Here is a 19,280-nt window from a genome sequence, read left to right as displayed (position 1 = left end):
TTCCGAAACGGACAACGCAGGTTGTCCGTTTTTATTCGAGTATTTACCTGCTTTCGCTTTTATCCAGATCAGATGACTTCAGCTTTTATCCCAAACTTATTCTTCCCAAACCCTATTTTTCCCAAACCGTATTTTCCCAAACAATGTGCCACACGGGCTGGTTTTCTCTCACCTGCCCTTCCCGCGTGACGAATCGTCCCACGGCCGCAATGAGCTGTTCGTTGTAGAACACCAGCGGCGTCCGGTCGCGCCACCAGGGCGGAACACCCAGTTCCTGCCAAAGTTTCTTGATTTGCCGCCCGTGGGTTCTGCCGACAATATGCACGGTTCCACGGGTCGAAAAACGAATACTTACCGCTTCACCGTTTTCCGGCGCGCGCACTGCCAGCCCACTATCGGCCAGCAGCAGCGTACCAAGATTGTCAGGGAGCGGCAGCGGACGTGACGTCGGCTGCCACGGCAAAATGCGGTCTTGTAGCGAGCTCATCAGCGGCAGCAAATAGAGATGCTGACGGAAACGACGGATCTGCCACTGATTTAATTGCAATATAGGTTCCGCATCCTGACGGCTCATCGCCACCTCATCCCAGAGTCGCTGTAGCTGTTCACGCGCGGGCATGGTCGCACCTTGCTGTGCCAGCCAGCGCCGCAGTAGCGCAAAACGACGCACCGGGCTTAGCGGAGCCAGGCCGTCAATGCTCAGCGCCCCATCCGGCTGACATAGCGCCTGCAATGATTCTTCCAACAGTTCATCCAGCAACTGTTCCTGTTCAGCACACAGTTCGGCGCTACGCGCCACGGCGGAGGAGAAATGCGGCCAGCGCTGCGTCAAGCGCGGTAAAATTTGCCGGCGTAGAAAATTGCGATCGAAACGCTCATCCTGATTGCTGTCGTCCTCGATCCAGTGAAGCTGATGCCGCTGCGCATACGCTTCCAACTGGATACGCGAAAATCCTAACAACGGACGCACCAGTCGATGATGACCTAGCGTACTGTGCGCTGCCATGGCAGACAATCCGGCAGGCCCGCTGCCGCGTTTAAGCGCCAGTAAAAAAGTTTCACTCTGGTCATCAAGATGCTGCGCCGTCAGCAGGGTTTCCCCCTCTTGCAGATGCGCTTGCAGTGCCTGATAACGCGCCGTTCTGGCTGCCGCTTCAATACCGCCGTTCTGCGCCTCAACCGTCACCGACAGCGAGGCAAACGGCACCTGCCAGTATTCACACTGCTGACGACAATGTTCAGCCCAACTCTCTGCCAGCGGATTTAAACCGTGATGAATATAGGCCGCGCGAATAGCCAGCCCGGAACGCTGACGAACCGCCACCAGCAGATGTAGCAACACGCTGGAGTCCAGACCGCCGCTGTAAGCCAGCAGGATCGACCTGCATCCGGCCGTTTGCGCCGCGATCGTCTGGAGCAATCCATCATCAGGTAATCCATCGTTAGATTCAGTGCCGTTCACAACATCAGGTCTCATACAGTTCTAAGGGCAAGCCGTCAGGATCGGAGAAAAACGTGAAGCGCTGCTGCGTTTCAGGATCGATCCGTACGGGTTCGCAAATAACACCTGACTGCTCCAGCGCGGCAACAGCCTGTTCAACATCAGCCACAGCGAAAGCCAGATGGCGCAGGCCGCAGGCTTCCGGCCGACTCACACGCGCAGGTGAATGAGGGAAAGAAAATAACTCAATGGTATAACGCCCATTCAGCGAGAGATCCCCTTTCCACGACTGCCGCGCTTCACGGTAAACCTCCTGGTTCAACGTAAACCCCAGCACATCACAATAAAACGCCTTACTGCGCGCATAGTCGGAGGCAATAACCGCAATGTGATGAACATCAAGCAGCTTCAGCATGCTTCAACCCCTCATAGCAAAAAATCCGCTGTCATTTCTGACAACGGATTTTCAGAGTAACGCCAGAATTGCCTGATTGATAATACTGCAATCAATCAGACAATCACGCTATCAGCAGTAACCATAGTTCATCAAACGCTGATAACGGCGGTTTAGCAGTTCTTCTTCCGTCAGACCGTCGAGGTCGAGCAAATCGGCTAGCAGCTGCGCTTTCAACGATTCGGCCATCACTGGAACGTTACGGTGTGCCGAACCCAGCGGTTCAGGAATCACGGTATCGATCAGTTTCAGCTCTTTCAGACGCGGCGCGATGATGCCCATCGCTTCCGCCGCCAGCGGTGCCTTATCCGCACTCTTCCACAGGATAGACGCACAGCCTTCCGGTGAAATAACTGAATAGGTGCTGTACTGCAACATGTTGACCTTGTCGCCCACGCCGATAGCCAACGCACCACCGGAACCCCCTTCACCGATAACGGTACAGATGATTGGCACTCGCAGCGTCGACATTTCACGCAGGTTGCGCGCAATCGCTTCAGACTGACCGCGCTCTTCCGCGCCAACGCCCGGATAGGCACCCGGCGTATCGATAAAGGTAATAATCGGCATCTTGAAGCGTTCGGCCATTTCCATCAGGCGCAGCGCTTTGCGATAACCTTCCGGTGCGGGCATGCCGAAGTTACGGCGAATCTTTTCTTTGGTTTCACGTCCTTTCTGATGACCAATGATCATCACCGGACGCCCATCCAAACGGGCAATCCCGCCGACGATGGCTTTGTCATCGGCATAGGCGCGATCGCCAGCCAATTCATCAAAGTCAGTAAAGATGTGCTTAATATAATCAAGCGTATAAGGACGTTGCGGATGGCGCGCTAATTGCGCAACCTGCCAGGCACCCAAATCAGCGAAGATTTTGCGCGTCAATTCAACGCTCTTCTCACGCAGGCGCTGGACTTCTTCGTCCAGATTAATATCCAATTTTTCGTCTTGACGGCTGACTGCGGTCAGCGAGTCAATTTTCGCTTCCAACTCTGCAATCGGCTGCTCAAAATCAAGAAAATTCAGACTCATAGTATTCCTATATTAGTCAAATTCCAGTTCCACCTGCTCATTACCCACTAATGTGCGCAGCTCGTTCAGTAGCGCATCGGCAGGCGTTACACGCCATGCTGCGCCGAAACGTAGTCGGGCGCGCGCATCTTCACGCTGGTAATAGAGATGCACTGGGATCGTCCCCGATCGATGGGGTTCCAACGATTGGCGGAGACGGTTTAATAGCTGGTCATCAATTTGCCTGTCAGTCAGCGAGATAGCAAGCCCGCGCGCGTATTTTTCCCGCGCTTCACTGATATCCATTAACTCTCGGACGGTCATTTTAAGCCCGCCGCTGAAGTCATCAAAGCTGACCTGTCCACTGGCGATAAGGATACGGTCTTTCTCAAGTAAATGCTGATATTTTTCCAATGCATCGGTAAACAGCATGATCTCGAGACGACCGGAGCGATCGTCCAGCGTACAGACACCAATGCGGTTACCCCGCTTGGTTACCATGACGCGAGCCGCCAACACCAGCCCAACGGCAGTGGTCATTTTACCCCGATCCGTCGGGTGCATATCTTTCAAACGCACGCCACCGGCGTAGCGTTCAATTTCCTTAATATATTGCGTGATCGGGTGGCCGGTCAGGTACAGCCCCAGCGTTTCCCGCTCCCCATCCAACACCACCTGCTCCGGCCACGGCGGCACGGTGCTGTAAGATTGCTCAACCTGCTCAGGCGCCTCTGCCAGCACACCGAACATATCCACCTGACCAATGGCTTCCGCTTTCGCATGCTGATCGGCAGCTTTAAGCGCATCAGCCAATGAATTCATTAGCGCGGCGCGATGCGGCCCCAGGCGGTCAAATGCCCCGGACATAATCAGCTTCTCCAGCACACGGCGGTTCAGCTTCTTAATGTCAGTACGCGCGCAAAGATCAAATAGCTCTCTGAAATAACCGCCCTGATTACGCGCTTCGATAATCGCTTCAATCGGGCCTTCACCCACGCCTTTAATTGCGCCGATGCCGTAAACAATCTCGCCATCGTCGTTAACGTGGAAGTGGTACAGCCCACTGTTGATGTCAGGAGGCAGGATTTTTAACCCCATCCGCCAGCATTCATCAACCAGCCCGACCACCTTATCCGTGTTGTCCATATCGGCCGTCATTACCGCCGCCATGAATTCAGCCGGATAGTGCGCTTTCAGCCACAGCGTCTGGTAAGACACCAGCGCATAAGCCGCTGAGTGAGATTTATTAAAGCCGTAACCAGCGAATTTTTCCACCAGATCGAAGATTTTCATCGACAGTTCACCGTCGACGCCCATCCGCTCCGCCCCGTCTTTAAAGACGGACCGCTGTTTGGCCATCTCTTCCGGTTTTTTCTTACCCATCGCACGGCGTAGCATATCTGCGCCGCCTAGCGTATAGCCAGACAGGACCTGAGCGATCTGCATGACCTGTTCCTGATACAGGATAATGCCGTAGGTCGGCTCCAGCACCGGCTTGAGTGACTCGTGCTGCCATTCGATATCAGGATAAGAGATCGCTTCACGGCCGTGCTTACGGTCGATGAAGTTATCCACCATGCCGGATTGCAGCGGGCCGGGGCGGAATAGCGCCACCAGTGCGATCATATCTTCGAAGCAGTCGGGTTTCAGACGCTTGATGAGATCCTTCATGCCGCGAGATTCAAGCTGGAATACCGCTGTGGTTTCCGAGCGTTGCAGCATGTCGAAACTTTTCTTGTCATCGAGCGGGATCGCCGCGATGTCAATCGGTTCCTGTCCCTGCTTCGCGCGGCGGGCGTTAATCATCCCCAGCGCCCAGTCGATGATGGTCAGCGTACGCAGACCCAGGAAGTCAAACTTCACCAGCCCGGCATATTCCACGTCGTTCTTATCGAACTGGGTAACCGGGTGGTTCCCTTCCGCATCACAATACAGCGGTGCGAAATCGGTAATCTTGGTGGGGGATATCACCACCCCACCCGCATGTTTACCGGCGTTACGCGTTACCCCTTCGAGCTTGCGCGCCATATCAATGAGAGCCTTAACTTCCTCATCGGCTTCATAAATTTCCGGCAATTGCGGTTCAGCGGCAAAGGCTTTTTCCAGCGTCATGCCCGGATCGGGCGGCACCAGTTTTGAAATACGATCGACAAACCCATAAGGGTGCCCAAGCACGCGTCCGACGTCACGAATAACCGCTTTCGCCGCCATCGTACCGAAGGTGATAATCTGTGATACCGCATCACGTCCGTACATTTCCGCAACGTGATCGATGACCTTATCGCGTTTTTCCATACAGAAATCGACGTCGAAGTCGGGCATGGAAACACGTTCAGGGTTAAGGAAACGTTCGAACAGCAAGTCGAATTCCAGCGGGTCCAGATCGGTGATTTTCAGTGCGTAGGCCACCAATGACCCCGCACCGGAGCCACGCCCCGGCCCAACAGGCACGTCGTTGTCCTTCGACCACTGAATAAATTCCATGACGATCAGGAAGTAACCGGGGAACCCCATCTGGTTAATTACGCCCAGTTCAACATCCAGACGCTCGTCGTACTCCGGCCGCCGCGCGGCGCGCACTTCCGGGTCAGGGAACAGGAATTCGAGACGTTCCTCCAGCCCCTTTTTCGAGCACTCAACCAGAAAATCTTCCGTGGTCATATCGCCCGTCGGGAACTGCGGCAGGAAATATTCCCCCAAACGGATCGTTACGTTACAGCGTTTGGCAATTTCAACGCTGTTCGCCAGCGCTTCGGGGATATCCGCAAATAGCTCGCACATTTCCTCTTCGGTACGCATGTACTGCTGTGGGCTGTAATTACGCGGACGTTTGGGGTCATCAAGCGTGTAGCCATCGTGGATAGCCACGCGGATTTCGTGAGCGTCAAAATCATCAGTGCTGATAAAACACACTTCATTGGTCGCGACTACAGGCAACCCGTGCTTTGTCGCCAGCTCGACGGCAGCATGCAAATAGCTTTCTTCGTCGGGGCGTGACGTGCGGGTCAGTTCCAGATAGTAGCGCTGGGGGAAGTGTTCCTGATAAAACGCCAGACACTGCTCGGCCTGTGTCTGGTTGCCGCGTAGCAAAAACTGGCCGACATCACCCCGGCGACCGCCAGACAGTAAAATCAGCCCTTCCCGATGCTCAATCAGCCAATCCCGGTCAATTGTCGGCCCGGCAGCGCCATAACCACGCTGATAAGCATGAGAAATCAGCAGAGTGAGATTCTGGTAGCCTTCATTATTCATCGCCAGAACAGTGAGATGTGCGAGTTCATCCCCTAATTCGTCGCTTTCGACAGAAAAGTCTGCGCCGATAATCGGCTTGATGCCCGCGCCATGCGCGCCGCCATAGAACTTAACCAGCCCGCATAGGTTGGTAAAATCGGTAATCGCCAGCGCTGGCATGCCGAGTGCCGCTGCTTTTTTTACCAGCGGACCGACTTTGGCCAGCCCATCGATCATGGAATAGTCACTGTGAACACGCAGGTGAACAAAACGTGGTTCGGCCATATCCAGATCCCATAATTTATCGATTAGTTAGCATGGCAGGCACGACGACATGCACATGCCACATCGAGAGTTAATGATGATGTTTTACGTCAGCCTATGTATTACGTGAGCCGACGTTTTAAGCCAACTTATGTTTTACGCCAACCCTAATGCGCGTTTGACTGGCGCGAAGCTCCGACGGTGAAACTCAGTGGCACCCAGTGCGGCCAGTTTCTCCAGATGAAAAGCCGTTGGATAACCTTTATGTTGGGCAAAACCATAAGCGGGGAAGCGTTGATCCAACTCGACCATCTCACGATCGCGAGTGACTTTCGCCATAATCGAGGCTGCGCTGATTTCAGCCACGCGACTATCCCCTTTAACCACCGCCTGAGCGGGCATCGACAGCGCCGGGCAACGGTTGCCGTCAATCAGAACAAAATCAGGCACGACAGCCAACCCAGCCACCGCACGCTGCATGGCCAACATGGTAGCATGCAGGATATTCAGTTGATCAATCTCTTCCGGTTCTGCACGGCCAAGGCTCCACGCCAGCGCCTTCTCTTTGATTTCATCATAGAGCGCCAGCCGACGTTTTTCACTCAGCTGTTTGGAGTCCGCCAGCCCGACAATTGGCTGAGTCGGGTCCAGAATCACCGCAGCCGTCACCACTGCGCCAACCAGAGGGCCGCGCCCCACTTCATCAACGCCAGCGATACAGGTCGCCTGCGGATAGATAAACATTTCACTCATGGCTTTATTAACATGGTTTTACGAATAGGGGGTTTATGAACGCGGCTTGACTAATTCCAGTACCGCCTGAGCCGCCTGCTCATCGGCGTTACAGCGAATCTGCTGATGCAAATCCACAAATGTCGTACGCAGTGCAGCCGTTTTATCTGAATCTGCAAACAGCGGCAGCAGCGCGGCAGCCAGCTTGTCAGGCGTACAGTCTGTCTGTAGCAATTCCGTCACCAGTTCGCGCCCAGCCAGCAAATTCGGCAACGACACCCACGGCGTTTTGACCAGACGTTGTGCTAGCCAGAAGGTAAAAGGCTTCATGCGGTAGCCCACAACCATCGGGCATTTAGCCAGCATACACTCCAGCGCCGCCGTACCGGATGCTAATAGCGCCGCATCACTGGCAATCATCGCTTCACGCGCCTGACCATCCAGCAGATGTACGCGTAAATCGGGAGCCACAGTGCTTTTGATCTGCTCAAACTGTTCACGCCGTTTGCTGTTCACCAGCGGAACCACAATGTCCAGATCGGGAAAATGTTGGCGTAGCAACACCGCCGTATTGAGGAAATCCGCGCTAAGCATTTCCACCTCTGCGCCGCGACTACCCGGCAGAAGCGCCAGACAGTGCGCTTCTGCCGCAATACCCAATGTTGCACGCGCCGCCAGCTTATCGGGGTGCAATGGCATTGCATCAGCCATCGTGTGGCCGATAAAGCGACAAGGTACATTGAAACGATCGTAAAACGCTTTTTCAAAAGGCAAAAAAGCCAGCACCAGATTGGTCGCTTTACCTATTTTGAAAACGCGTTTTTGACGCCATGCCCACACGGACGGGCTGACGTAGTGAATGGTATTGATGCCTCGCTGCTTGAGGTTACCCTCCAGCGTGATATTAAAATCGGGTGCATCAATCCCCACGAACACATCAGGCTGGAGTTCACTGAAGCGCTGGGTTAAATCCCGCCGAATTTTCAGCAGACGAGGAAGTCGCCCAAGCACTTCAACAATCCCCATGACGGCCAGCTCTTCCATTTCGTACCAGGCTTCACAACCTTCAGCCTGCATACGCGGCCCGGCAACACCGACAAACCGCGCATCGGGCACCTTTTCTTTTAGCGCCCGGATCAGGCCCGCGCCAAGGATGTCGCCGGAAGTTTCCCCGGCGACCAGCCCGATAGTCAAAGGACGTGATGACATGGATTAACGAATAATGCCGCGAGTAGAACGGGCAAAGAAATCGGTAAACGCCTGCACCGCCGGATGTTCCGCTGCCAGTGCTTCAATTTCCGGTTTCACTTCGTCCAGCGTTTTACCGCTGCGGTAAATCAGCTTGTACGCGTTACGGATCGCGTGCAGGGTTTCTTTTTCGAAACCACGACGCTTCAGGCCTTCAATATTCAGGCCAAACGGCGTCGCGTGGTTACCCTGAGCGATAACATACGGCGGCACGTCTTGCGCCACGCCGGAGCATCCACCCACCATGACGTGAGCACCGATGATGCAGAACTGGTGTACTGCCGTCATCCCACCGATAATCGCAAAATCATCAACGGAAACGTGACCACCTAGCGTTGCGTTATTCGCCAGAATACAGCGATTGCCCACCACGCAGTCGTGTGCGATATGCGTGTTGATCATCAACAGGTTATCGCTACCGACTTTAGTCAACCCACCGCCCTGTGTCGTGCCGCGATGAATCGTGACGCTTTCACGGATACGGTTACGATCGCCAATCTCAACACGGGTCGGTTCCCCAGCGTATTTGAGATCCTGATTCACTTCACCAATTGACGTGAACTGATAGATTTCATTATCGCGACCAATTTTAGTGACGCCATTGACGACGACATGTGATTTCAGCACCGTACCCGCACCGATCTCAACCTGAGAACCGATATAGCAGAACGGGCCAATATGAACGCCAGCGCCAATAATGGCACCGTCTTCAACAATCGAACTTGGGTGAATAAAGGCGGTTTGATCAATCACGTTATCAGGACTCCCGACGGCGAGCACACATCATTGACGCTTCGCAGGCCACTTCGCCATCAACTTTGGCAACACCTTTAAAGCGTGCAACGCCGCGACGCTCTTTGATGAATTCAACTTCAAGGATCATTTGATCGCCTGGCTGCACAGGGCGCTTAAAGCGCGCTTCGTCCACAGCGGCGAAATAGTACAGTTCGCCCGGCTCCAGTTTGCCCACGCTTTTAAACGCCAGAATACCGGTGGCCTGAGCCATCGCTTCCAGAATCAGCACGCCGGGAAAAATCGGTTTGCCCGGGAAATGGCCCTGGAAGAAGGGTTCGTTGAAAGAGACGTTTTTCACCGCCCGCAGAAACTTCCCTTCTTCAAAATCCAGTACCCGATCAACCAGTAAAAATGGGAAACGGTGCGGTAATAGTTCTAAAATCTCTTCAATATGCAGAGTATGAGTGTCAGTAGTCAAAATACTCTTCCTGTCCATAAAAACTGATGCCATCAACAACACGGCCTGCGCAGACCCTAAATTAGGTGTCTTCAGGCAGGCCGCAAATAAAAACGCGAGTGATTAAACGTTATCGACTTTTCGTTCAACGGCTTTTAACCGTTTGCTTATCTCATCAATATTCATCACCAGCGCTGCGGTTTTACGCCATACTTTGTTGGGTTGCAAAGGAATGCCCGAAGAGTATACCCCAGGTTCTGTGATTGGTCGCATGACCATCCCCATTCCCGTTACCGTCACTTTATCGCAGATCTCCATGTGCCCGTTAATGACGCTGGCACCACCGATCATGCAATAACGACCAATTTTCAAGCTCCCCGCCATAATGACGCCACCCGCTACCGCGGTATTGTCGCCAATCACGACGTTGTGCGCAATCTGACATTGGTTATCAATGATAACACCATTGCCAATGACCGTATCATCCAACGCGCCACGATCGATAGTCGTGCTTGCGCCGATCTCAACCCGATCGCCAATTCTGACCGTTCCTAACTGCGGGATCTTCACCCAGTTACCGCGATCGTTGGCATAGCCAAAACCGTCTGAACCGATAACCGTTCCTGACTGGATCAGACAATGTTCACCCAGCTCAACGCGGTGATAAATCGTTACATTTGCCCACAAACGGGTACCGGCGCCAATGCGGGCATCTTTACCGATAAAGCAGCCAGGGCCAATAACAACGCCATCGCCCAGCTGTGCACCAGATTCAATGACGGCATTTGCACCAACTGACACCTGCTGGCCCAGCGTCGCGTCTGGCGCGATAACCGCGCTCGGCGCAATGTCGGTTGCCGGTTGCGGCGTGGTGTCCAGCAGTTGCGCCATACGAGCATAGGTAAGGTAGGGATTCTTCACTACCAGCGCAGTGACCTGACAGTAAGGTAAATCCGCTTCCGTCAGCACGACCGCTGACGCTTGCGTCCCAGCCAGTTGCTCACGGTAACGACTGTCGGAAAGAAACGTAATTTGCCCAGTTTTTGCCGAATGCATAGAAGCAACACCGGTGATGACGATATCGCCATCACCGTGTAATTGTGCATCCAACTGTTGAGCTAACGCGTCCAGTCGAATTGAATACATGGTTTATTTAACCTGTTTCAGCACATCTGCAGTAATGTCTTTCGCATTGGCAACATACGCAACAGCGTTAGCGTCAATCACAACATCATAGCCTTCTTTGGTTGCAACAGCTTTCACGGCATCCTGGATACGGCTCAGGATTTTGTTGCGTTCTTCCATCTGACGACGACGGTTGTCCTGGTCAAAAGCCTGTGCTTTGGTAGAGAACTGCTCACGCTGCGCCATGACGTCCTTCTCCATTTTGCTGCGATCGCTCGCTTTCATGGTAGAACCATCACGCTGCAACTTCTGCATCTTGGTCTGTAAATCGTTTTCCATAGATTGCAGTTCAGAAGCACGGCCTTTGAACTCGTTTTCCAGCTGTTTGCCAACGGTTTCACGCTGCGGCAGCTGTTGGAAAATGCTGGAGACGTTAACAACGGCAATTTTGTCAGCAGCCTGAACGCTGGCTGAAGCAGCCAATGCTAAACCGAGGCCTGCGGCACATAACCACTTTTTCACTATAAACTCCTCAACCTAACCTATTTGTGTCTTAACACTTTAATTATGAGCATCACGTCATAGTATGAACGGTTTATGTTCAACCGTTCATATCCACGAACTATTCATATCAACGAGCTATTTATATCAACAAGATACTCGTCTCAACGAATCATGATACGACATTCCCTGCATACGACCTATTGACGTCACACTACCAGGTTTTGCCAATGTTAAACTGGAATTGTTCCGACTTGTCTCCATCGTACTTTTTAACCGGCTGGGCATAGGAGAAGACCAATGGCCCAAGCGGAGACATCCATTGCAACGCGATACCGCTGGAAACACGGAAGTTGCTCGCTTTGCTGTAATCCGGCACGCCTGCGGCAATCGTTGCTGGTGTATTTTCCCAGTTGGTATCCCATACCGTACCACCATCGACAAAGAAGGAAGTACGGACGGAGCTCGCGTATTTGTCGCTGATAAACGGCGTCGGCACGATCAGTTCCGCACTCAGCACGGCCATCGCGTTACCTCCCACTGCGTCATCCAGATTGGTTGAATCAATCGGGCAGTTGGAATAAGACGTTGCACCCGCAGCACACTTGTAATACGCCGCTTTAGGACCAATGGTGTTGGACTGGAAGCCACGCACCGTGCTGGAACCACCGGCATAGAAATTGTCGTAGAACGGCACTTCTTTACCACCGAGACCATCAGCAAATCCCGCACGCGTACGGCCCATCACGACCCACTTACCACTCTCGGTCAACGGATAGTAGCTCGCCGAATCAAACGTCAGTTTGTAGTATTCGTTATCCGAGCCCGGCACCGTGACTTTCACATTCGCAGACGCACGTGTTCCTTTCGTCGGGAAGTAGCCGCGATCCAGATTGTTATATGACCATCCGGTATTCAGGAAGAAATCGTTCGCTTTGAAGTCAGCGCTAGATTTATTACCTTCCTGAACCACGGATGGATTCACTCCTACGGAATCCAGATAACGCCACATCGCCACCTGCGGTCTCATATCCGACAGATCGTTATGGACATAATCCAGACCGACACGCAGTGAGTTATTCTCGTTAATCGGGAAGCCCAGTGTGCTGCCAACGCCGTAACTCACGTTGGTATAGTCGGACAGATCGGCGTCAGACGCCTCAAATTTGTTATAGAAGATACGGCCACCGAGGCTAACGCCATCGACGGTAAAGTACGGGTCAGTCAGTGACAGTTCGACATACGTCTGGTAATCGTTTTTCGTCCCGCTGATACCCACGGAGTTACCCGTTCCCAGCCAGTTGTCCTGCTGAACCCCAGCCTGGAAGCTCACGCCACTTTCTGTACCGAAACCGACACCAAAGTTGAAGGTACCCGTATTACGCTCTTTGACTTTATACGTGACATCAACCTGATCGGCCACGCCGGGAACACGCTGCGTTTCTACATCAACGCTTTCAAAGAATCCCAGTCGGTTTAGACGCTCTTTGCCCTGTTCAACCAGATCGTTGCCTAACCAGGCACCTTCCATCTGGCGCATTTCACGACGCAGAACGGCGTCTTTCGACGTGTCGTTGCCGTCAAAGCGGATATGACGAACATAGAAACGGTTACCAGCATCAACGTTGATGTTTAATCTCACCGTCTTGTCTGCATCATTAATTTCCGGCTGCGTTACCACGCGCGGATAGGCATAGCCATAACGACCCAGCAGTTTCTTGATGTCCTCTTCCATCCGGGTCACTTTCGTCCCGTTGTAGAGTTCACCCGGTTCAATCTTCGTCAGTCCTTCGATTTCCGCAGAGTGGCCAGCCAGATTGCCTTTCACCGTCACGCCGGACAGCTTGTACTGCTCGCCTTCCGTCATATTGATGGTGATGTAGATACCTTTTTTATCTGGCGTCAGGCTCACCTGAGTAGAATCGATGTTGAAACGCGCATAGCCGCGATCCAGATAGAAACTCCGAAGGGTTTCCAGGTCGCCAGACAGTTTTTGTTTCTGGTATTTACGATCGCCAACCACGTTCCACCACGGCACTTCATCACGCAGTTGGAAACGGGAGATCAATTCGTCGGAGCTGAACGCTTTGTTACCGACAATATTAATCTGTTGGATCTTGGCGGAAACGCCTTCCGTGAAGACCAGTTTCAGGTCTACGCGGTTACGCGGAAGTGGCGTGACAACGGCTTTAACCGATGCGCTGTACTTACCCACGCTGTAGTAGAAATCTTCCAGTCCTTTTTCGATGCTAGTGAGCGCGGTGCGGTCCAACGCTTCACCGACGCGCACGCCGGAGGCCTCCAGGTTTTCTTTCAGCATGTCGTCTTTAACGGACTTATTGCCGGAAAACGTGACGCTGGCGATTGTCGGACGCTCTTTCACCTGCACAATCAGCGTTCCGCCATCGCGCAGGACGCGAACATCTTCAAAATTTCCGGTCGCAAACAAGGCACGGATGGTGTTACCGATATCATCGTCACCGATGGTATCACCAACGCGGACTGGCATACTAAGTAATGCCGCCCCGACGGCAACCCTTTGCAGGCCCTCGAAATGAATGTCCTTCACCACGAACCCGTCTGCACCGTATACGGTTGCGCTGCTGAACAGCAGCGACGCTATGAGCAACTTTTTGATCGCCATCGTTGTTATGCGTTTTTCCTAACCTAATCCCGCGCCTAGAGACGAGAGAAATCATTGAAAAGTGCGAGTCCCATTAACAACATCAGCAATACTGTACCAATGCGATAGCTAACGTCCTGCACACGCTCAGAAACCGGCCTACCCTTCAGCTTTTCAACCGCAAGAAAGAGCAGGTGTCCACCATCCAATACCGGCAGAGGGAACAGATTGATGATCCCCAAATTGACGCTGATTAAGGCCAAAAACATCAGGTAATAAATCAATCCATAATCTGCTGACATTCCTGCGCCCTGAGCAATCGAAATGGGACCACTCAGGTTGTTCAGCTTAACATCACCCATAACCAGTTTCCCTAACATACTGACGGTCAATTTCATCAGTTGCCAGGTTTTATCTGTTGCCTGGTAGATTGCGCTAAACGGCCCATACTGGCGCACAGTCCTGTATTCTTCAGGCAGTGGCGTCACACTTGGCATAACGCCCGCTAGCCCTTCAACTCTGCCACTCCCCACAGATTTGCTGTCTGGCGTTAACGTCAACGGTACTGTTGCACCGTTCCGTTCCACCTCCAGAGCAATAGATTGTCCGGGATTATCACGCACGGCGATGACGAAATCACGCCATTGCGCGAGCACCTGCCCGTCGACTTTAACGATCCTGTCTCCGACTTGCAAACCTGCTTTTTCCGCCGCCGACCCCGCCTGCACTTGATGCAGTACTGGCTCGATTTGCGGACCGCGCGGAATAATCCCGAGCGAAGCGGCAGGATCTTGCTTATCAGGCTCAAACTGCCAATCACGTAAATCCAGCGTTTTCTGAACGACGCGATCAGAGCCTAATGGAGCGGTTCCGATCACAACCTCGCTATCACCGATTTTACCGATCAACGCCAGACGCGCAGTATCCCAATCAGGCGTTTCGATACCATCTACTGACTTTAGTTCCATTCCCGCCGACATTTCCGCTTGCGCCGCGATGGAGTTGGGCAGTATTTCACCCACAACCGGACGCACGCCCGGCACGCCGAGAATAAACACCAGCCAGTACGCCACAATGGCAAACAGGAAATTGGCAATCGGGCCAGCGCTAACGATAGCCGCACGCTGCCAGACTGTTTTACTGTTAAAGGATTGGTGGCGGAATTCTGGCGCAACCGCGTCGACGCGCTCATCCAGCATCTTGACGTAGCCGCCAAGCGGGATCAGCGCAATCACAAATTCTGTACCGGTACGATCGCGACGACGCCATATTGCGCGCCCGAAGCCAACGGAGAAGCGTTCGACCTTCACACCACAGCGGCGAGCCACCCAGAAATGCCCAAACTCATGGACGGTGACCAACACACCCAGTGCGATGATAAACGCGGCAAGATTCCAGAGAAAACTCAGCATAAATAGCTCTACCGCTTTATTCTAAGCCACTTTAAACAGCAGCAGCATCAGGCAAGAGAATACAGGAACCGCAGCCGTCAGGCTGTCGATACGATCGAGCACACCACCGTGTCCCGGAATCAAATGACTACTGTCTTTGATGCCCGCCTCACGTTTGAACATGCTTTCCGTCAAATCACCCAGTACCGAAGCCAACGCCGCAGCGATAGAACACATCAGCAACGTCGATGGGGAGACCGTTAATGGTGCGTAGAGGCTAAACAGCACGGAGATGAGCGCCGACGTCGCCAGACCGCCGAGAAAGCCTTCCCAGGTTTTGCCCGGCGACACTTTTGGCGCGAGTTTACGCTTGCCAAACAGTTTACCGAACATGTAGGCACCGCTGTCCGCTCCCCACACCAGCAGCATGACGTACAGCAGCCACCAGGCCCCCGTAAACGGATTAATCGCGTAATGATAATGACGAAGTGCGACCATGCCCCAGAAAAACGGCACAATCGTCATAATGCCGAACACAAGCCGCAATGCGCGCGAATGGCGCCAGAATGAGGCAGAAGCCGGATAGAACAGAACCAACAGCAGCGCCACACTCCACCACGCCAGCGATGACCAGAGTGCGATACTGATCTGTGGAATATGCACGGAATAATGGTAGGCCGGGAGCGACAACAGCATCAGCGCCAGCAAGAAACCACATAGAATAGCGAGCCACAGGCGTTGACTATAAGAGGCAAACCCCGCCAGTTGACCCCACTCCCATGCCGCCAGCATACAAACAGCCAGCGTAACAAGCGTGAACCCCAGAGGAGGCAGCAAGAAAAGCGCCGCAATAACAATCGGGATCAAAATAAAAGCAGTAATCAGGCGATACTTCAGCAAAAGTTCCCCCTAGGATGCATCAGCATCGATAGGTGTTGTTCCCCCGAAGCGGCGCTCGCGTTGTGCAAAAGCATTCAGCGCACCTTCAAAGACTTGTTCATCGAAATCAGGCCAGAGGACATCAGTAAAGTAAAGTTCAGCATAAGCAATTTGCCACAGAAGAAAATTACTGATGCGGTGTTCTCCACCGGTTCTGATCACCAAATCAACCGGAGCCAGATCATTCAGACAGATGTACTGACATAATGATGCTTCATCAATACTATCAGGACGCAGAATGCCTTCCTGCACCTGCTCTGCAAGTTGCCGTACTCCCTGAATAATATCCCAACGGCCGCCATAATTCGCAGCAATATTCAGTGTGAGCCCCTGATTCTTTTCCGTCAGCGTCTCCGAACGGCGGATGCGCTCTTGCAAGCGAGGACTGAAGCGGCCGATATCGCCGACGACCCTTAAGCGAACATTGTGCTTGTGCAGGCTTTTTACTTCGCTGTCCAGCGCCCGAACAAACAGTTCCATGAGTGCGGAAACTTCCTGCGCCGGACGGTTCCAGTTTTCACTACTAAATGCATAAAGCGTTAGTGCGTCCAGCCCTTGGCTTACTGCAAAACTGACTGAACGTCGCACAGCCTTTACACCAGCCTGATGGCCAAAAATCCGCATTTTCCCCCGGCTTTTCGCCCAGCGACCATTGCCATCCATGATAATGGCAACATGCCGCGGTCCGGCGGGTGGCAGATCGTGAGTATTTTTTTGATTATCGGACGGCATAACGCGTACTTATTTCCTCAAGCAAGAAATACAACAGTCCTTCCGTAACATCAGACCCCGTTAGCGCAAAAAAAGCCGTGAACGATCACGGCTTAGCTTCACGGTCGATTAAACAACTTTCGCATAATCAACCACTGAGTGGCGCAGACTATACCACCTCCACCGCACATGAACAAATTGTGCCACGGGTCTATCCGGCTATCGCGCGTAGTGTGTCAGGATCTGTGCTGCGGCCTGTCTAGCCCAGCGATCGATGTCAAGAACATCATCAACACTGGCGGGTTCTGGTAATGTAAGTTGTTCAATAACATGCCGATTTACCGCCGCAATATCCGTAAAGCGAATCTGCGACTGCAAAAATGCCGCTACCGCAATTTCATTCGCGGCGTTCAATGCCGTCGTGGCTGACTGACCATGATTACAGGCATCAATTGCCAACTGCAAACAAGGATAGCGCGCATAGTCCGGCGCCAAAAATGTCAGCGCGCCAATCTGGCAAAAATCTAACGCTTTTGCGCCCGATGTCACACGCTCGGGATAAGCCATCGCATGGGCAATCGGTGTACGCATATCAGGTGATCCTAACTGAGCCAGAACGCTGCCATCACGGTAACGTACCATCGAGTGAATCACTGACTGCGGATGAATAATGACTTCCATCTGCTCAGCAGAAGCGTTAAACAGCCAGCGCGCTTCGATATACTCCAGCCCTTTGTTCATCATCGTGGCGGAATCAACCGAAATTTTGCGCCCCATTGACCAGTTTGGATGCGCACACGCCTGATCCGGCGTCATGTCCGCCAGCGCCGACACCGCGGTCTCACGAAACGGTCCGCCAGATCCCGTCAAAACAATACGTTCAACACCATGCTGCGACAATGAAGCGTAGCCTAACTGACGCTGAATTTGCTCAGGTAAACTCTGAAAAATCGCATTATGCTCGCTATCAATCGGTAAAAGCTGCGCGCCACTTTGTGCGACCGCGTCCATAAAGAGACGCCCGCAGGTAACCAATGATTCTTTATTCGCCAACAAGACCTGTTTTCCAGCATGAATTGCCGCCAGCGTCGGCAATAATCCTGCGGCCCCCACAATCGCGGCCATGACCTGATCGACGCCATCCAACGCGGCAAGCTCACACGCAGCCTGCTCCCCAGCCAAAACCTCCGTTTTGCAGCCGTATTCCGCCAACTGTTGGCGCAGAGCCATTGCAGAAGCTTCATCCGCCATTGAGGCATAGGCGGGTTGGAAAGTGAGACACTGCTCCAGCATCAGCTTGACGTTGTACCCAGCGGATAATGCGCGTACGGCAAACTTATCAGGATTGGCTTTAATGACGGCCAGAGAACTGACGCCAATAGAGCCAGTGGAACCAAGAATTGTCAGTTGCTTCATTAAAAATGCTCTGAATAACCGGATTTGATGACAGGAAGGTACACGAGTCTGAGACGATTCCCATGATATACCCGTAATACTTCAAGCCGCAGGTGCGTTGGCTGCGTTCACTCACCCGAATCACTTACCTGAGTAAGCTCATCGGGACTCCCTCTCTTGCCGCCTTCCTGCAACTTGAATTATTTGGGGTATATATCTCTGCTATCGATCACAGTCGCAGTCATATATATAGCAAAAAATTGTTTACTGCTCAGAGGGGCTGGCCTTCACCCATTCCTTGCATAAAAAAATAAAGCGCCGCCGGAAAAAAGGGGCAAGCCCACACATTTCCTGCGACGCAATATTCAACAGGCTGATTAGAACTCCATCAGCTCCGCTTCTTTTTCTGCCAGTGCGGTATCCACTTTCTTGATGAAGTTGTCAGTCAGTTTCTGCACATCATCCTGAGCACGACGTTCTTCATCTTCACTGATCGCTTTATCTTTCAGCAGCGCTTTCAGTTTGTCGTTAGCATCACGGCGCACGTTGCGTACAGAAACACGCCCTTGTTCCGCTTCGCCGCGCACGACTTTGATCAGATCTTTACGACGTTCTTCCGTCAATGGTGGCAGCGGAACACGGATGACGGTGCCAGCAGAAGAAGGGTTCAGGCCGAGATCGGAGGCCATGATGGCTTTCTCAACCGCCGGGCCAAGCGTACGGTCGAATACCGTAATCGCCAGCGTGCGGGAGTCTTCTACGACAACGTTAGCAACCTGACGCAGTGGCGTTGCGCTGCCATAGTATTCAACCTGAATGCCATCGAGAATGCTAGGCGATGCACGGCCAGTACGGATTTTGCTGATCTGGTTTTTAAACGCTTCAACACATTTGTCCATGCGCGTTTCAGCATCTTTTCTGATTTCATTAGTCACGTTGTGAACCCTTGAAAACTGGTTGCCTGGCGGACCATGTCAGTACACGATCCGGTGAATAATTAATGCCAGCGCTTGGCTGGCGTA

At 52.8% G+C, this 19,280-nt stretch carries 16 protein-coding genes; all 16 read right to left on the bottom strand.

The window, feature by feature from the left end; genetic code table 11:
* Nucleotides 1-112: 112 nt before the first annotated feature.
* The 16 genes from tilS to frr all read right to left on the bottom strand — a co-directional run bounded on the left by tilS (nucleotide 113) and on the right by frr (nucleotide 19,193).
* Nucleotides 113-1,477 (bottom strand): tRNA lysidine(34) synthetase TilS, encoded by a 1,365-nt coding sequence (gene tilS, locus LCF41_RS05115; protein WP_225087159.1) that lies wholly within the window; start codon nucleotides 1,475-1,477, stop codon nucleotides 113-115.
* Nucleotides 1,467-1,856, bottom strand: a complete 390-nt coding sequence (locus LCF41_RS05110) for a VOC family protein (protein WP_225087158.1) — start codon at nucleotides 1,854-1,856, stop codon at nucleotides 1,467-1,469. Before LCF41_RS05110 ends, tilS begins: the two co-directional genes overlap by 11 nt.
* Before the next feature lie 111 nt (nucleotides 1,857-1,967).
* Complete coding sequence (accA, locus tag LCF41_RS05105) at nucleotides 1,968-2,927, bottom strand: acetyl-CoA carboxylase carboxyl transferase subunit alpha (RefSeq protein WP_225087157.1); 960 nt, start codon at nucleotides 2,925-2,927, stop codon at nucleotides 1,968-1,970.
* A 12-nt stretch (nucleotides 2,928-2,939) separates the two neighbouring features.
* A complete protein-coding gene (gene dnaE, locus LCF41_RS05100; protein WP_225087156.1) occupies nucleotides 2,940-6,422 on the bottom strand; it encodes a DNA polymerase III subunit alpha in 3,483 nt (1,160 codons plus the stop codon).
* Nucleotides 6,423-6,557: 135 nt separating this feature from the next.
* Nucleotides 6,558-7,154 (bottom strand): ribonuclease HII, encoded by a 597-nt coding sequence (gene rnhB, locus LCF41_RS05095; protein ID WP_225087155.1) that lies wholly within the window; start codon nucleotides 7,152-7,154, stop codon nucleotides 6,558-6,560.
* 33 nt (nucleotides 7,155-7,187) lie between these two features.
* Nucleotides 7,188-8,342: a lipid-A-disaccharide synthase gene (gene lpxB, locus LCF41_RS05090; protein WP_225087154.1), complete on the bottom strand. Its 1,155-nt coding sequence runs from the start codon at nucleotides 8,340-8,342 to the stop codon at nucleotides 7,188-7,190.
* Between the two features lie 3 nt (nucleotides 8,343-8,345).
* Nucleotides 8,346-9,134, bottom strand: a complete 789-nt coding sequence (gene lpxA, locus LCF41_RS05085; RefSeq protein WP_225087153.1) for an acyl-ACP--UDP-N-acetylglucosamine O-acyltransferase — start codon at nucleotides 9,132-9,134, stop codon at nucleotides 8,346-8,348.
* A gap of 4 nt (nucleotides 9,135-9,138) precedes the next feature.
* Nucleotides 9,139-9,612 (bottom strand): 3-hydroxyacyl-ACP dehydratase FabZ, encoded by a 474-nt coding sequence (fabZ, locus tag LCF41_RS05080; RefSeq protein ID WP_172644777.1) that lies wholly within the window; start codon nucleotides 9,610-9,612, stop codon nucleotides 9,139-9,141.
* Nucleotides 9,613-9,696: 84 nt separating this feature from the next.
* Nucleotides 9,697-10,719, bottom strand: coding sequence for a UDP-3-O-(3-hydroxymyristoyl)glucosamine N-acyltransferase (gene lpxD / locus LCF41_RS05075; RefSeq protein ID WP_180742186.1), 1,023 nt, complete (start codon nucleotides 10,717-10,719; stop codon nucleotides 9,697-9,699).
* Between the two features lie 3 nt (nucleotides 10,720-10,722).
* Nucleotides 10,723-11,220: a molecular chaperone Skp gene (gene skp / locus LCF41_RS05070; RefSeq protein WP_012773638.1), complete on the bottom strand. Its 498-nt coding sequence runs from the start codon at nucleotides 11,218-11,220 to the stop codon at nucleotides 10,723-10,725.
* A gap of 193 nt (nucleotides 11,221-11,413) precedes the next feature.
* Nucleotides 11,414-13,843 carry an outer membrane protein assembly factor BamA gene (gene bamA, locus LCF41_RS05065; RefSeq protein WP_225087152.1) on the bottom strand — a complete coding sequence of 810 codons (2,430 nt, stop codon included), beginning with the start codon at nucleotides 13,841-13,843 and terminating at the stop codon, nucleotides 11,414-11,416.
* 35 nt (nucleotides 13,844-13,878) lie between these two features.
* Entirely contained in the window at nucleotides 13,879-15,234 is a 1,356-nt protein-coding gene (gene rseP / locus LCF41_RS05060; RefSeq protein WP_225087151.1) for a sigma E protease regulator RseP, read from the bottom strand.
* A 21-nt stretch (nucleotides 15,235-15,255) separates the two neighbouring features.
* Nucleotides 15,256-16,113 carry a phosphatidate cytidylyltransferase gene (gene cdsA, locus LCF41_RS05055; RefSeq protein WP_225087150.1) on the bottom strand — a complete coding sequence of 286 codons (858 nt, stop codon included), beginning with the start codon at nucleotides 16,111-16,113 and terminating at the stop codon, nucleotides 15,256-15,258.
* Nucleotides 16,114-16,122: 9 nt separating this feature from the next.
* Complete coding sequence (gene ispU / locus LCF41_RS05050; protein ID WP_225087149.1) at nucleotides 16,123-16,884, bottom strand: (2E,6E)-farnesyl-diphosphate-specific ditrans,polycis-undecaprenyl-diphosphate synthase; 762 nt, start codon at nucleotides 16,882-16,884, stop codon at nucleotides 16,123-16,125.
* 198 nt (nucleotides 16,885-17,082) lie between these two features.
* Nucleotides 17,083-18,279: a 1-deoxy-D-xylulose-5-phosphate reductoisomerase gene (gene ispC / locus LCF41_RS05045; RefSeq protein WP_225087148.1), complete on the bottom strand. Its 1,197-nt coding sequence runs from the start codon at nucleotides 18,277-18,279 to the stop codon at nucleotides 17,083-17,085.
* Between the two features lie 356 nt (nucleotides 18,280-18,635).
* Nucleotides 18,636-19,193: a ribosome recycling factor gene (gene frr / locus LCF41_RS05040; RefSeq protein WP_012773632.1), complete on the bottom strand. Its 558-nt coding sequence runs from the start codon at nucleotides 19,191-19,193 to the stop codon at nucleotides 18,636-18,638.
* Nucleotides 19,194-19,280: the final 87 nt, after the last annotated feature.

This window comes from Pectobacterium colocasium (assembly GCF_020181655.1).
Taxonomy (GTDB): Bacteria; Pseudomonadota; Gammaproteobacteria; order Enterobacterales; family Enterobacteriaceae; genus Pectobacterium; species Pectobacterium colocasium.
The sequence above is the reverse complement of the archived record's forward strand: the minus strand, read 5'-3'. Positions and strand labels throughout refer to the sequence as shown.